Below are 13,834 nucleotides of genomic sequence, written 5' to 3'. Positions count from 1 at the left end.
AAAAATTTTGACAAAGGTTTTTTTAATTCTCGTTTTCAAATGCAAATGACATTCGATAACGGTGCACCCGATCTCAATATCAAGCCAGGCCAGAAAGTTGTATTTGATGTGGATGTTGAGCACGGTCCGTTGCCCATCACAATGTTAATGCATGGTAATGTCATCCCTGCACTGGCAGCGGCAAAAGTGAACTTAGTGAATAATGAACTGACACAACCGCTATTTATCGCCGCGAAAAATAAATCGCCCGTGGAAGCGACATTGCGATTCGCGTTTGGTGGCTCATTCTCTACGACATTAGATGTTGCCCCTGCAGAGTATGGAAAGTTTTCTTTTGGTGAGGGCCAGTTTACTTTTAATGGTGATGGTAGTTCATTGTCTAACCTGGATATTGAAGGCAAAGTCGAAGATATTGTTCTGCAATTATCACCAATGAACAAAGTAACGGCAAAAAGTTTTACCATTGATTCTCTGGCGCGATTAGAAGAAAAGAAATTTCCGGTTGGTGAAAGCGAGTCGAAATTTAATCAGATTAACATTATCAATCACGGGGAAGACGTTGCCCAAATCGATGCTTTCGTTGCAAAAACCATGCTGGATCGCGTTAAAGACAAAGATTATATCAATGTCAATCTGACCTACGAACTTGATAAGTTAACAAAAGGGAATCAGCAACTCGGTAGTGGTGAGTGGTCATTGATTGCTGAATCTATTGATCCCTCAGCGGTGCGCCAATTTATCATCCAGTATAACATTGCAATGCAGAAGCAGCTTGCTGCACACCCTGAGTTAGCAAACGATGAAGTTGCTCTGCAAGAAGTGAATGCTGCATTGTTCAAAGAGTATTTACCGTTATTACAAAAAAGTGAGCCGACCATTAAACAACCGGTAAAATGGAAGAACGCACTCGGCGAACTAAATGCCAATCTGGATATCAGTATTGCCGACCCAGCCAAATCTTCATCATCCACAAACAAAGATATTAAATCGCTCAATTTTGATGTGAAGTTACCGCTTAATGTCGTCACAGAAACCGCAAAACAGCTTAATTTATCTGAAGGAATGGATGCGGAAAAAGCGCAAAAGCGGGCTGATAAACAAATCAGCGGGATGATGACCTTAGGTCAGATGTTTCAGTTAATCACGATTGACAACAATACCGCCTCGCTGCAACTGCGTTATACACCGGGTAAAGTTGTTTTTAACGGACAGGAGATGAGCGAAGAAGAATTTATGTCTCGTGCCGGACGTTTTGTTCATTAAAATACTCACTCGCCTCTGCTCATTCAGAGGCGAGCAAAATTTACTTGTCCTGCCGCTGTGATGACATCAACGACGTCAGAAGTCGGTCTTTTTCCTGCCACAGTGAGTTCAGCCATTGCTGAAAATGGCGCTTAAAGCTTTTGTCATTGATGTAGTCGCCATGTAACTCATCGGCAATAGGCTGTAAATCCACATGAACGACAATTCGCGTCAGTTTACCGCTTAACATATCGAAGAACGGCTGACGGTTATTGTCCGGATAACACAGCGTAACATTAAGCAGTTTATCGAATTGTTTACCCAGTACATTTAGCGCCATCGCAATGCCTGCCGCCTTTGGTGGCAACAAGTTTTGAAAAGTGGAGTGGGTTTGCTGATGTTTTTCTTGCGTGAAACGGGAGCCTTCAACGAAATTGACAATGGTGGTGGGATGCAGGCGAAACTTTTCACAAGAACGCCGAGTGGTTTCAACATCTTTACCACGTCGCTCCGGATGACGTAATAAATAAGCGCGGGAATACCGCTTCATAAACGGCATATCCAGCGACCAGCACGCCAGGCCAAGAAATGGCACCCAGGCCAGCTGTTGCTTGAGGAAATATTTATTCATCGGAATGTGCTTACGAAACAGCACGCACAGTACGACAATATCTGCCCAACTACGGTGGTTACAAATAAGCAGATACCAGTTCTTCTTACTTAACCCTTCCAGCCCGTGAACTTCCCATTGCAGGTGTGGGTTCAGATGCAGTAATACCGCCAGACCTTCACACCAGCAATACATCATAAAATCACAAAAACGCGAAACCTTTCGCCAAATGACTGGCACAGGTAGCAATAGTTTTACAATCCCGGCAATGATGATCGGGACGGAACAAAAAATAGTGACCAAAATGGTCAATACGATACTCAGCAAAAGGGTTATCGCAGCGAGTATTCTCGTCATAATGAATTTATTCAAAAGGTTAGCCATAGACAGTGCGCTAAAGAAGCGCAAGGCGCAGATTTTAGCAGAAAACGACCCAAATAACGGATGATCCTTAAGGAGAAAAATAATTCATATCTATCCACATTAGAAAAAATCCCATTATCTCAATTATTAGGGATAGCTTTATTTTTAACTGCATGAAAAACAAAGACAAACATCATGCTGTAAAAAGCATGATAATAAATTAAAAGCGATGTAAATAATTTATGCACAAAGTTATCCACATGACGATTTGCGAGCGATCCAGAAGATCTACAAAAGATTTTCACGAAAAGCGGTGAAAAACTCATGTTTTCATCCTGTCTGTGGCATCCTTTACCCATAATCTGATAAACAGGCACGGACATTATGGTTCAGATCCCCCAAAATCCACTTATCCTTGTAGATGGTTCATCTTATCTTTATCGCGCATATCACGCGTTTCCCCCGCTGACTAACAGCGCAGGCGAGCCGACCGGTGCGATGTATGGTGTCCTCAACATGCTGCGCAGTCTGATCATGCAATATAAACCGACGCATGCAGCGGTGGTCTTTGACGCCAAGGGAAAAACCTTTCGTGATGAACTGTTTGAACATTACAAATCACATCGCCCGCCAATGCCGGACGATCTGCGTGCACAAATCGAACCCTTGCACGCGATGGTTAAAGCGATGGGACTGCCGCTGCTGGCGGTTTCTGGCGTAGAAGCGGACGACGTTATCGGTACTCTGGCGCGCGAAGCCGAAAAAGCCGGGCGTCCGGTGCTGATCAGCACTGGCGATAAAGATATGGCGCAGCTGGTGACGCCAAATATTACGCTTATCAATACCATGACGAATACCATCCTCGGACCGGAAGAGGTGGTGAATAAGTACGGCGTGCCGCCAGAACTGATCATCGATTTCCTGGCGCTGATGGGTGACTCCTCTGATAACATTCCTGGCGTACCGGGCGTCGGTGAAAAAACCGCGCAGGCATTGCTGCAAGGTCTTGGCGGACTGGATACGCTGTATGCCGAGCCAGAAAAAATTGCTGGGTTGAGCTTCCGTGGCGCGAAAACAATGGCAGCGAAGCTCGAGCAAAACAAAGAAGTTGCTTATCTCTCATACCAGCTGGCGACGATTAAAACCGACGTTGAACTGGAGCTGACCTGTGAACAACTGGAAGTGCAGCAACCGGCAGCGGAAGAGTTGTTGGGGCTGTTCAAAAAGTATGAGTTCAAACGCTGGACTGCTGATGTCGAAGCGGGCAAATGGTTACAGGCCAAAGGGGCAAAACCAGCCGCGAAGCCACAGGAAACCAGTGTTGCAGACGAAGCGCCAGAAGTGACGGCAACGGTGATTTCTTATGACAACTACGTCACCATCCTTGATGAAGAAACACTGAAAGCGTGGATTGCGAAGCTGGAAAAAGCGCCGGTATTTGCATTTGATACCGAAACCGACAGCCTTGATAACATCTCTGCTAACCTGGTCGGGCTTTCTTTTGCTATCGAGCCAGGCGTAGCGGCATATATTCCGGTTGCTCATGATTATCTTGACGCGCCCGATCAAATCTCTCGCGAGCGTGCACTCGAGTTGCTAAAACCGCTGCTGGAAGATGAAAAGGCGCTGAAGGTCGGGCAAAACCTGAAATACGATCGCGGTATTCTGGCGAATTACGGCATTGAGCTGCGTGGGATTGCGTTTGATACCATGCTGGAGTCCTACATTCTCAATAGCGTTGCCGGGCGTCACGATATGGACAGCCTCGCGGAACGTTGGTTGAAGCACAAAACCATCACTTTTGAAGAGATTGCGGGTAAAGGCAAAAATCAACTGACCTTTAACCAGATTGCCCTCGAAGAGGCCGGACGTTACGCCGCCGAAGATGCTGATGTCACCTTGCAGTTGCATCTGAAAATGTGGCCAGATCTGCAAAAACACAAAGGGCCGTTGAACGTCTTCGAGAATATCGAAATGCCGCTGGTGCCGGTGCTTTCACGCATTGAACGTAACGGTGTGAAGATCGATCCGAAAGTGCTGCACAATCATTCTGAAGAGCTCACCTTGCGTCTGGCTGAGCTGGAAAAGAAAGCGCATGAAATTGCAGGTGAAGAATTTAACCTTTCTTCCACCAAGCAGTTGCAAACCATTCTCTTTGAAAAACAGGGTATTAAACCGCTGAAGAAAACGCCGGGTGGCGCGCCGTCAACGTCGGAAGAGGTACTGGAAGAACTGGCGCTGGACTATCCGTTGCCAAAAGTGATTCTGGAGTATCGTGGTCTGGCGAAGCTGAAATCGACCTACACCGACAAGCTGCCGCTGATGATCAACCCGAAAACCGGGCGTGTGCATACCTCTTATCACCAGGCAGTAACTGCAACGGGACGTTTATCGTCAACCGATCCTAACCTGCAAAACATTCCGGTGCGTAACGAAGAAGGTCGTCGTATCCGCCAGGCGTTTATTGCGCCAGAGGATTATGTGATTGTCTCAGCGGACTACTCGCAGATTGAACTGCGCATTATGGCGCATCTTTCGCGTGACAAAGGCTTGCTGACCGCATTCGCGGAAGGAAAAGATATCCACCGGGCAACGGCGGCAGAAGTGTTTGGTTTGCCACTGGAAACCGTCACCAGCGAGCAACGCCGTAGCGCGAAAGCGATCAACTTTGGTCTGATTTATGGCATGAGTGCTTTCGGTCTGGCGCGGCAATTGAACATTCCACGTAAAGAAGCGCAGAAGTACATGGACCTTTACTTCGAACGCTACCCTGGCGTGCTGGAGTATATGGAACGCACCCGTGCTCAGGCGAAAGAGCAGGGCTACGTTGAAACGCTGGACGGACGCCGTCTGTATCTGCCGGATATCAAATCCAGCAATGGTGCTCGTCGTGCAGCGGCTGAACGTGCAGCCATTAACGCGCCAATGCAGGGAACCGCCGCCGACATTATCAAACGGGCGATGATTGCCGTTGATGCGTGGTTACAGGCTGAGCAACCGCGTGTACGTATGATCATGCAGGTACACGATGAACTGGTATTTGAAGTTCATAAAGATGATGTTGATGCCGTCGCGAAGCAGATTCATCAACTGATGGAAAACTGTACCCGTCTGGATGTGCCGTTGCTGGTGGAAGTGGGGAGTGGCGAAAACTGGGATCAGGCGCACTAAGATTCGCCTGAACATGCCCTTTTTTCGTAAGTAAGCAACATAAGCTGTCACGTTTTGTGATGGCTATTAGAAATTCCTATGCAACAACTGAAAAAAAATTACAAAAAGTGCTTTCTGAACTGAACAAAAAAGAGTAAAGTTAGTCGCGTAGGGTACAGAGGTAAGATGTTCTATCTTTCAGACCTTTTACTTCACGTAATCGGATTTGGCTGAATATTTTAGCCGCCCCAGTCAGTAATGACTGGGGCGTTTTTTATTGGGCGAAAGAAAAGATCCGTAATGCCTGATGCGCTATGTTTATCAGGCCAACGGTAGAATTGTAATCTATTGAATTTACGGGCCGGATACGCCACATCCGGCACAAGCATTAAGGCAAGAAAATTATTCGCCGTCCTGCGTTTCTTCTACAGGCTGCATCTCGCTAAACCAGGTATCCAGTTTCTGCCGCAGCTTGTCCACGCCTTGTTTCTTCAACGAAGAAAACGTTTCAACCTGCACATCACCGTTAAACGCCAGTACAGCTTCACGCACCATATTCAATTGCGCTTTACGTGCGCCGCTTGCCAGTTTGTCCGCTTTGGTCAGCAGCACCAGAACGGCGATATTGCTGTCTACCGCCCACTCAATCATCTGCTGATCCAAATCTTTCAGCGGATGGCGAATATCCATTAGCACCACCAGACCTTGCAGGCTCTGACGTTTTTCGAGGTATTCGCCGAGCGCACGCTGCCATTTGCGCTTCATCTCTTCCGGGACTTCCGCATAACCGTACCCAGGCAAGTCAACCAGACGCTTGCCGTCAGCCACTTCAAACAGGTTGATAAGCTGGGTGCGCCCTGGGGTTTTTGAGGTACGAGCCAGGCTTTTCTGGTTAGTCAGCGTGTTCAGCGCGCTGGATTTACCTGCGTTGGAACGGCCTGCAAAAGCCACTTCAATTCCGGTATCGGAAGGTAGGTGGCGAATATCAGGCGCACTCATCACAAAATGCGTCTGTTGATAATTCAAATTAGTCAAAGCGGTCGTCTCCGTCAGTCAAAGCTTTGTGGCGATTATACCTGAACCATAATAAAAGGCGGATTTTTCGGCGTGAGCGTTGTAAGTAAAAGCCATACGCTTTGTGAGACATTGCCGATAGTCTTTATGCGAAATAGCAGAGAAAATTCTGCGATGCATGTCAAATAAGCTATATAAATCAGTGAATTGCTTTTATATAAAACTCTGAAAATGTGCAAATACTGATGGCGGTTGATTGTTTGTTTAAAGCAAAGGCGTAAAGTAGCACCCATAGAGCGAGGACGCTAACAGGAACAATGACTCAGGATGAGGGTCAGGAGCGCCAGGAGGCGAAGACAGAGGATTGTCAGGAAGACAAACGTCCGGAGACGTAATTAAACGGAAATGGAATCAACACGGATTGTTCCGGCTAAAGGAAAAACAGGGTGTGTTGGCGGCCTGCAAGGATTGTAAGACCCGTTAAGGGTTATGAGTCAGGAAAAAAGGCGACAGAGTAATCTGTCGCCTTTTTTCTTTGCTTGCTTTCTGTTAGATTCCGCCGCAAATCTATACTGAATAAAACGGCTAAAAGACGAACCATTATGAAACCATCATCTTCAAACTCACGCAGCAAAGGTCATGCAAAAGCGCGTCGAAAAACACGCGAGGAGCTGGATCAGGAAGCTCGTGATCGCAAGCGTCAGAAAAAACGTCGTGGTCATGCGCCGGGCAGCCGCGCAGCGGGCGGAAACACCACGTCAGGCAGCAAAGGCCAGAACGCACCAAAAGATCCACGTATTGGCAGTAAAACCCCTATTCCATTGGGCGTGACTGAAAAAGTCACCAAACAGCACAAACCGAAGAGTGAGAAACCTATGCTTTCACCGCAGGCGGAGTTGGAATTACTGGAAACGGATGAGCGTCTGGATGCGCTGCTGGAACGTCTGGAAGCAGGCGAAACCCTGAGTGCCGAAGAGCAATCCTGGGTGGATGCTAAACTGGATCGTATTGATGAGTTGATGCAGAAACTCGGCCTCTCTTATGACGATGACGAAGAAGAGGAAGAAGACGAGAAGCAAGAAGACATGATGCGTCTGCTGCGGGGCAACTAACGGATTGCCGCCGTGGGCCTTCCCGTTCTGCTGATAACCCTTCCGGTTATATGTTATCTGGTGTGGTTATTCGTTAAACTACAGCGGTTGTCGCGGCGACAAAAGTGGCTGCGCAACCGGCTGATGACCCGAAACGGGCATCCGCCGGTACGCCGTAGCCGCCAGAGACGCCATCGGAAGGAGTGAGCATGTCTGTACAGCAAATCGACTGGGATCTGGCCCTGATCCAGAAATATAACTATTCCGGGCCACGATACACCTCGTACCCGACCGCGCTGGAGTTTTCAGAAGACTTCGGCGAACAGGCGTTTTTACAAGCCGTGGCGCGCTATCCTGAGCGTCCATTATCTCTCTACGTACATATCCCGTTCTGCCATAAGCTTTGTTACTTCTGCGGTTGCAATAAGATTGTTACTCGCCAGCAGCACAAGGCCGATCAGTATCTGGACGCGCTGGAGCAAGAAATCGTCCATCGTGCACCGCTGTTCGCCGGGCGTCACGTCAGCCAATTGCACTGGGGCGGCGGAACGCCGACGTATCTGAATAAAGCGCAAATCAGCCGCCTGATGAAGCTGCTGCGCGAAAACTTCCAGTTCAATGCCGATGCGGAGATTTCGATCGAAGTCGATCCGCGGGAAATCGAACTGGATGTACTCGATCATTTACGCGCCGAAGGCTTTAATCGCCTGAGCATGGGCGTGCAGGACTTCAACAAAGAAGTGCAACGTCTGGTTAACCGCGAGCAGGATGAAGAGTTCATCTTTGCACTGCTTAACCATGCGCGTGAGATTGGTTTTACCTCCACCAACATCGACCTGATTTACGGCCTGCCGAAACAGACGCCGGAGAGTTTCGCCTTTACCCTGAAACGTGTGGCGGAGCTGAACCCCGATCGTCTGAGTGTCTTTAACTACGCGCATCTGCCGACCATTTTTGCTGCTCAGCGCAAAATCAAAGATGCTGACCTGCCGAGTCCGCAGCAAAAACTCGATATCCTGCAGGAAACCATCGCCTTCCTGACGCAATCGGGCTATCAGTTTATCGGTATGGATCACTTTGCCCGTCCGGATGACGAGCTGGCGGTGGCCCAGCGTGAAGGCGTGCTGCATCGTAACTTCCAGGGCTACACCACTCAGGGCGATACCGATCTGCTGGGGATGGGCGTTTCCGCCATCAGCATGATTGGCGACTGCTACGCGCAGAACCAGAAAGAGTTGAAGCAGTACTATCAGCAAGTGGATGAACAAGGCAATGCGCTGTGGCGTGGTATTGCGCTAACGCGTGATGACTGTATTCGCCGCGATGTGATTAAGTCGCTCATCTGCAACTTCCGTCTGGATTACGCCCCTATTGAGAAACAGTGGGATTTGCACTTCGCTGATTACTTTGCGGAAGATCTCAAGCTGCTCGCCCCGTTAGCAAAAGATGGGCTGGTGGATGTGGATGAGAAGGGAATACAGGTGACGGCGAAAGGTCGCTTGCTGATCCGCAACATTTGCATGTGCTTTGATACCTATCTGCGCCAGAAAGCGCGGATGCAGCAGTTCTCACGGGTGATTTAAATAGTGAATGGCGCTTCGTTTACAAAGTAGAAAACGAAAGCGCCATCAATGTGCTGAGAACAAGATTGCCTGATGCGCTACGCTTATCAGGCCTACAAAACCTGTTGAAAATATTGCTTTTGTAGGCCGGATAAGGCGTTCACGCCGCATCCGGCATGAACAAAGAGCACTTCATCAGCAATCTGAAACTCAACTAAACAGCCCAATCATTGCGGCACACAGCACGGCAGCAACGGCAGTTTGCGGTGTGTGGCTGTCAACTGCGCCACTCGATACCAGATTAATTATTGATTCCAGCATAATGACTCTCCCCGTTTTCCGGGCAAGATCATACTGAACTTATCGGAACAGTAAAGCGTAAAATACCAGCAATTTGCGCTCAATAATCAATCTTTACACACAAGCTGTGAATCACTCCATCCCCAGCTCTTTTAACTTACGCGTCAGGGTGTTGCGGCCCCAGCCGAGTAGCCGCGCCGCTTCCTGTTTATGCCCCTGCGTATGTCGCAACGCGGTCGTCAGTAACGTCCGCTCCAGCTCTGGCTGCGCTTCGGAAAGCAGATTTTGATGACCGGAACGCAGCGCTCTGTCTGCCCACTGCGCAAGAAGCGTCGCCCAGCTGTCCGGTTGCATTTGCGAAGTACTCTCCGCAACCGTTGATTCAAACAGTTCGCCGGGCAAATCCTGAATCAACACTTCCTGCCCGGCGGCCATCACCGTTAGCCAGCGGCAGGTGTTTTCCAGCTGGCGCACGTTGCCTGGCCACGCCAGACGCGTCAGAGCAGCTTCGGTTTCCGGATGCAGTAACTTCGCTTCTACGCCCAGTTCGCGCGCGGCAACCTGTAAAAAATGGCGCGCCAGACGGGGAATATCTTCCCGACGTTCGCGCAGCGGCGGCAGATGAACGCGGATAACGTTCAGGCGGTGGAACAGATCCTCACGGAACTTACCTTCCTGCACTCGCTGTTCGAGATTCTGGTGAGTGGCAGCGATAATCCGCACATCCACTTTCACCGGCGCATAGCCGCCAACGCGGTAAAACTGACCGTCTGCCAGCACGCGCAGCAAACGCGTCTGCACATCCAGCGGCATATCACCAATTTCGTCGAGGAATAATGTACCGCCATCGGCCTGTTCAAAACGCCCCTGACGAATGGTATTCGCGCCAGTAAACGCGCCTTTCTCGTGGCCAAACAGTTCTGATTCGATCAAATCTTTTGGGATAGCTGCCATATTCAGCGCGATAAACGGCGCTTTGGCGCGCGGACTGTGGCGATGCAGGGCATGAGCGACCAGTTCTTTACCGGTGCCGGATTCGCCGTTAATCAGCACGCTAATAGAAGAACGCGAAAGCCGACCGATAATACGGAACACGTCCTGCATGGCTGGCGCTTCGCCGATGATATCGGTCGTTGGGCCGTTAAGCTGAACATTACGCGGCTGCTGCTGTTCCTGGTAATGACTGATAGCGCGCTCAACCAGCGCCACTGCTTCGTCGATATCAAACGGTTTGGGCAGATAATCAAACGCCCCTTGTTGATAGGCGCTGACGGCAGCATCCAGATCGGAATGTGCGGTCATAATGATGACCGGAAGCATTGGATGGCGCTGTTTAATCTGCTTGAGCAGCGCCAGCCCGTCCATTCCCGGCATACGGATATCTGAAAGCAGCACATCCGGCGTTTTGCTCGCCAGCGCCTCCAGCACTTCTGCGCCGTTCTCAAACGTCGTACAGGTTAAACCTGCCCCAGCGAGCGCACGTTCAAGCACCCAACGGATGGAACTATCGTCATCGACTACCCAGACTATCCCTCGTTGCATAAACGTCACCTTTATTTCCTGATAGGCAGGTAAACCGAGAACTCGGTATGCCCTGGCCAACTGGTAAATTCAATTTTGCCTGAATGCTGATCAATCAAATTACGAGCGATGGATAAGCCAAGCCCGGTGCCACCTTCGCGGCCGCTGACCATCGGGTAAAACAGCGTATCCTGCAAATGAGGCGGAATGCCCGGCCCGTTATCTTCCACATCAATCCGCGCCGCCAGCCGGTAGCGCTCGCCGTGTAAGGTCAGTTGAAACGCGGTGCGGGTACGCAGAATGATTTCACCGCCTTCCGGCCCCAGCGCCTGTAGCGCATTGCGCACAATATTCAGCAAGACCTGTTCAATTTGATCCGGGTCGTGCGCCAGTTCCGGCAGGCTGGGATCGTAATCACGAATCAACCGCACGTTGTCCGGCAGTTCCATCGACACCAGCGTTACCACGCGTTCAGCCACTTTGTGAATACTTTCGGTAACGCGCGTACCGGGCAGCTGCGGCCCCAACAGACGGTCGACCAGATTTCGCAGCCGGTCCGCCTGTTCGATAATCACTTTGGTATATTCGAGTAGTGATGGGTCAGGTAACGCTTTGCTGAGCAGCTGCGCCGCGCCACGTAAACCGCCAAGCGGATTTTTAATCTCATGTGCCAGGCCGCGCACTAAATCACGGGCAGCAACCTGCTGGGCGTGCTGTAGCTGTTCCTGACTTAAGCGGCGCTGGTTATCCATCGGAGCCATCTCCAGCAGGATCATGCCGTCCGGCATACGCTGGGCCGTCACAGAAAGGATATGCGAGCGCCCGTCGATGACCAGCGTCACTTCGTTATCGGTAAAACCTTGCCCCGCCTCCAGACTTTCTTGCATCAGCTCGATATTTAATGAGAAGTAGCTCAACAGTTCCGGTAACGGTGTACCAAACAATTTGCGGGAGCTTTGGGCGAGCAGTTGTTGCGCGGCAGGGTTGGCGTAATGGATCGCCAGGTTGTCATCGATTAACAAAATACTGTTAATCAGCGAGTTGAGGATCTGCCCAGCATCGGGCTGCGTGCCTGTTGCCATAAAGCAGTCTCCTGAACAGGTTGCACCATTTTAGTGCATTATAGCTTTTTACGGATAAAAAGCGCGAAGCATCAGAGAATTGACGGAGAAAAAAGCCCATGCAGAGATGGGCTGAAATTTCCACGGCAACTAAAAACCAGTCCCATCAGGCTATTTTATTTGCCATTTTGAACCTGGGCAGTGCTCGAACTCCTCACGTACCAGTGTACGCTCCGGGTTCTGCGCGCTGTCCGTGTTCAAACTGGCTGCAACAATTACGCCAGATGGGCCTGGTTTGAACCTCCGGCGTTGTTGCGCCGGGTAGTACAACTTCAACTATTAGACGCTGTAGTACAGCTCAAACTCTACCGGATGCGGAGTCATACGCACGCGGTCATCTTCTTCGCGACGCAGAGCGATGTACGCATCAATTGCTTCGTCAGTGAACACGCCACCGGCTTTCAGGAACTCGCGGTCCAGATCCAGTTCGTTCAGTGCTTCTTCCAGAGAGCCTGCAACCTGTGGGATCTCTTTCGCTTCTTCTGGCGGCAGGTCATACAGGTTTTTGTCCATGGCTTCGCCCGGATGGATCTTGTTCTTGATACCATCAAGACCGGCCATCAGCAGGGCAGCAAAGCACAGGTACGGGTTAGCTGCCGGATCCGGGAAACGTACTTCGATACGACGTGCTTTCGGAGAAGAAACCACCGGAATACGGATAGACGCAGAACGGTTACGCGCAGAGTAAGCCAGCATTACCGGTGCTTCATAGCCCGGGACCAGACGCTTATAAGAGTTGGTGGTCGGGTTTGCCAGGGCGTTAATCGCTTTAGCGTGTTTGATTACGCCGCCAATGTAGTACAGCGCCTGCTCAGACAGACCTGCGTATTTGTCGCCTGCGAACAGGTTAACGCCGTTTTTAGACAGAGACATGTGGCAGTGCATACCGGAGCCGTTATCACCGAACATCGGTTTTGGCATAAAGGTCGCGGTTTTACCGAAGCGGTGCGCTACGTTGTGCACAACATATTTGTAGATCTGAATTTCGTCAGCTTTTTTGGTCATGGTATTGAAGCGGGTAGCCACTTCGTTCTGACCAGCAGTCGCTACTTCGTGGTGATGGGCTTCAACCACCAGACCCATCTGTTCCATCACCAGACACATTTCAGAACGAATATCCTGAGCCGAGTCTACCGGTGGAACCGGGAAGTAACCGCCTTTCACTGCCGGACGGTGACCTTTGTTACCACCTTCGTATTGGGTGGAGGAGTTCCATGCGCCTTCGATATCGTCGATAGCAACGTGGGAACCGGAGATAGATGATCCGAAACGGATGTCATCGAACAGGAAGAATTCAGGTTCTGGCCCGAACAGTACGGTGTCGGCAATGCCAGTGGAACGCAGGTAATCTTCGGCGCGCTTCGCAATGGAGCGCGGGTCACGGTCATAGCCTTGCAGGGTGCCAGGTTCAAGGATGTCGCAACGGATAATCAGGGTGGAGTCGGCGAAGAACGGGTCAATCACTGCGGTGGATGCGTCTGGCATCAGCACCATGTCGGACTCGTTAATGCCTTTCCAGCCGCCAATCGAGGAGCCGTCAAACATTTTGCCTTCTTCGAAGAATTCAGCATTCACCTGATGAGCAGGGATAGTGACGTGCTGTTCTTTACCTTTAGTATCGGTGAAGCGCAAATCAACAAACTTCACTTCGTGCTCGTTCAGCATCGTCAGTACGTGTTCAGCGGACATACTTTAACTCTCCTGGATTGGTCATGGTCGTCGTGGTAACGAAATCTGCAATTATTTTGGCCGTGTCGCCGTAAAAAAGATAAAGCGAAATCTGTGCCAACTTTTAAATTGCCCCTAAAAGGCGTTATCATGCGCACCATCGTGCAAAAGGGCTGCACCACGATGTGAATG

Annotated in this window: 10 protein-coding genes and 1 pseudogene; 5 read left to right on the top strand and 6 right to left on the bottom strand. The window is 50.2% G+C overall.

The genetic code is table 11. From position 1 onward, the window contains the following. A partial coding sequence (locus QZF50_RS07465) for a DUF945 family protein (protein ID WP_290388842.1) occupies window positions 1-1,263 on the top strand: 1,263 nt, incomplete at its 5' end. A 40-nt stretch (window positions 1,264-1,303) separates the two neighbouring features. On the opposite strand, the gene QZF50_RS07460 is transcribed toward QZF50_RS07465, so the two are convergent. Next, the gene (locus QZF50_RS07460; RefSeq protein ID WP_001593843.1) at window positions 1,304-2,236 is read right to left on the bottom strand and encodes an acyltransferase; all 933 of its coding nucleotides are present in this window, start codon (window positions 2,234-2,236) and stop codon (window positions 1,304-1,306) included. 363 nt (window positions 2,237-2,599) lie between these two features. Between QZF50_RS07460 and polA the strand changes: the two genes are divergently transcribed. Further along, window positions 2,600-5,386 (top strand): DNA polymerase I, encoded by a 2,787-nt coding sequence (gene polA, locus QZF50_RS07455; protein ID WP_000250006.1) that lies wholly within the window; start codon window positions 2,600-2,602, stop codon window positions 5,384-5,386. Window positions 5,387-5,767: 381 nt separating this feature from the next. Here polA and yihA read toward each other — a convergent pair whose 3' ends face one another. Further along, a complete protein-coding gene (yihA, locus tag QZF50_RS07450) occupies window positions 5,768-6,400 on the bottom strand; it encodes a ribosome biogenesis GTP-binding protein YihA/YsxC (RefSeq protein WP_000183349.1) in 633 nt (210 codons plus the stop codon). Window positions 6,401-6,696: 296 nt separating this feature from the next. Here yihA and QZF50_RS07445 point away from each other — a divergent pair. The 3 genes and pseudogenes from QZF50_RS07445 (at window position 6,697) to hemN (ending at window position 9,053) form a co-directional block, all read left to right on the top strand. Beyond that, window positions 6,697-6,863 (top strand): annotated as a pseudogene (locus tag QZF50_RS07445) (hypothetical protein). A gap of 118 nt (window positions 6,864-6,981) precedes the next feature. Continuing rightward, entirely contained in the window at window positions 6,982-7,491 is a 510-nt protein-coding gene (gene yihI / locus QZF50_RS07440; RefSeq protein ID WP_001295266.1) for a Der GTPase-activating protein YihI, read from the top strand. Window positions 7,492-7,679: 188 nt separating this feature from the next. After that, window positions 7,680-9,053 carry an oxygen-independent coproporphyrinogen III oxidase gene (hemN, locus tag QZF50_RS07435; protein ID WP_000116090.1) on the top strand — a complete coding sequence of 458 codons (1,374 nt, stop codon included), beginning with the start codon at window positions 7,680-7,682 and terminating at the stop codon, window positions 9,051-9,053. Window positions 9,054-9,242: 189 nt separating this feature from the next. Here the strand turns inward: hemN and QZF50_RS07430 are convergent, their stop codons facing one another. From QZF50_RS07430 to glnA, 4 genes are all read right to left on the bottom strand, one after another. Then, window positions 9,243-9,353 carry a YshB family small membrane protein gene (locus QZF50_RS07430; protein ID WP_000893994.1) on the bottom strand — a complete coding sequence of 37 codons (111 nt, stop codon included), beginning with the start codon at window positions 9,351-9,353 and terminating at the stop codon, window positions 9,243-9,245. Between the two features lie 111 nt (window positions 9,354-9,464). Then, window positions 9,465-10,874: a nitrogen regulation protein NR(I) gene (glnG, locus tag QZF50_RS07425; protein ID WP_001188777.1), complete on the bottom strand. Its 1,410-nt coding sequence runs from the start codon at window positions 10,872-10,874 to the stop codon at window positions 9,465-9,467. Window positions 10,875-10,885: 11 nt separating this feature from the next. Further along, window positions 10,886-11,935, bottom strand: a complete 1,050-nt coding sequence (glnL, locus tag QZF50_RS07420) for a nitrogen regulation protein NR(II) (RefSeq protein ID WP_000190577.1) — start codon at window positions 11,933-11,935, stop codon at window positions 10,886-10,888. 318 nt (window positions 11,936-12,253) lie between these two features. Further along, on the bottom strand, window positions 12,254-13,663 hold the full coding sequence (gene glnA, locus QZF50_RS07415) for a glutamate--ammonia ligase (protein ID WP_001271717.1): 1,410 nt from the start codon (window positions 13,661-13,663) through the stop codon (window positions 12,254-12,256). Between the last annotated feature and the right edge of the window lie 171 nt (window positions 13,664-13,834).

It is taken from the genome of uncultured Escherichia sp. (genome assembly GCF_948475835.1).
Taxonomy (GTDB): Bacteria; Pseudomonadota; Gammaproteobacteria; order Enterobacterales; family Enterobacteriaceae; genus ECMA0423.
Note: the sequence above shows the minus strand (reverse complement) of the source record. Positions and strands in the feature narration are given on the sequence as shown.

What these genes read in the sequence shown, in the direction of transcription:
- QZF50_RS07460 (WP_001593843.1), bottom strand. Translation starts at nt 2,236, where the DNA reads ATGGCTAACCTTTTGAATAAATTCATTATGACGAGAATACTCGCTGCG.
- polA (WP_000250006.1), top strand. Translation starts at nt 2,600, where the DNA reads ATGGTTCAGATCCCCCAAAATCCACTTATCCTTGTAGATGGTTCATCT.
- yihI (WP_001295266.1), top strand. Translation starts at nt 6,982, where the DNA reads ATGAAACCATCATCTTCAAACTCACGCAGCAAAGGTCATGCAAAAGCG.
- hemN (WP_000116090.1), top strand. Translation starts at nt 7,680, where the DNA reads ATGTCTGTACAGCAAATCGACTGGGATCTGGCCCTGATCCAGAAATAT.
- QZF50_RS07430 (WP_000893994.1), bottom strand. Translation starts at nt 9,353, where the DNA reads ATGCTGGAATCAATAATTAATCTGGTATCGAGTGGCGCAGTTGACAGC.
- glnG (WP_001188777.1), bottom strand. Translation starts at nt 10,874, where the DNA reads ATGCAACGAGGGATAGTCTGGGTAGTCGATGACGATAGTTCCATCCGT.
- glnL (WP_000190577.1), bottom strand. Translation starts at nt 11,935, where the DNA reads ATGGCAACAGGCACGCAGCCCGATGCTGGGCAGATCCTCAACTCGCTG.
- glnA (WP_001271717.1), bottom strand. Translation starts at nt 13,663, where the DNA reads ATGTCCGCTGAACACGTACTGACGATGCTGAACGAGCACGAAGTGAAG.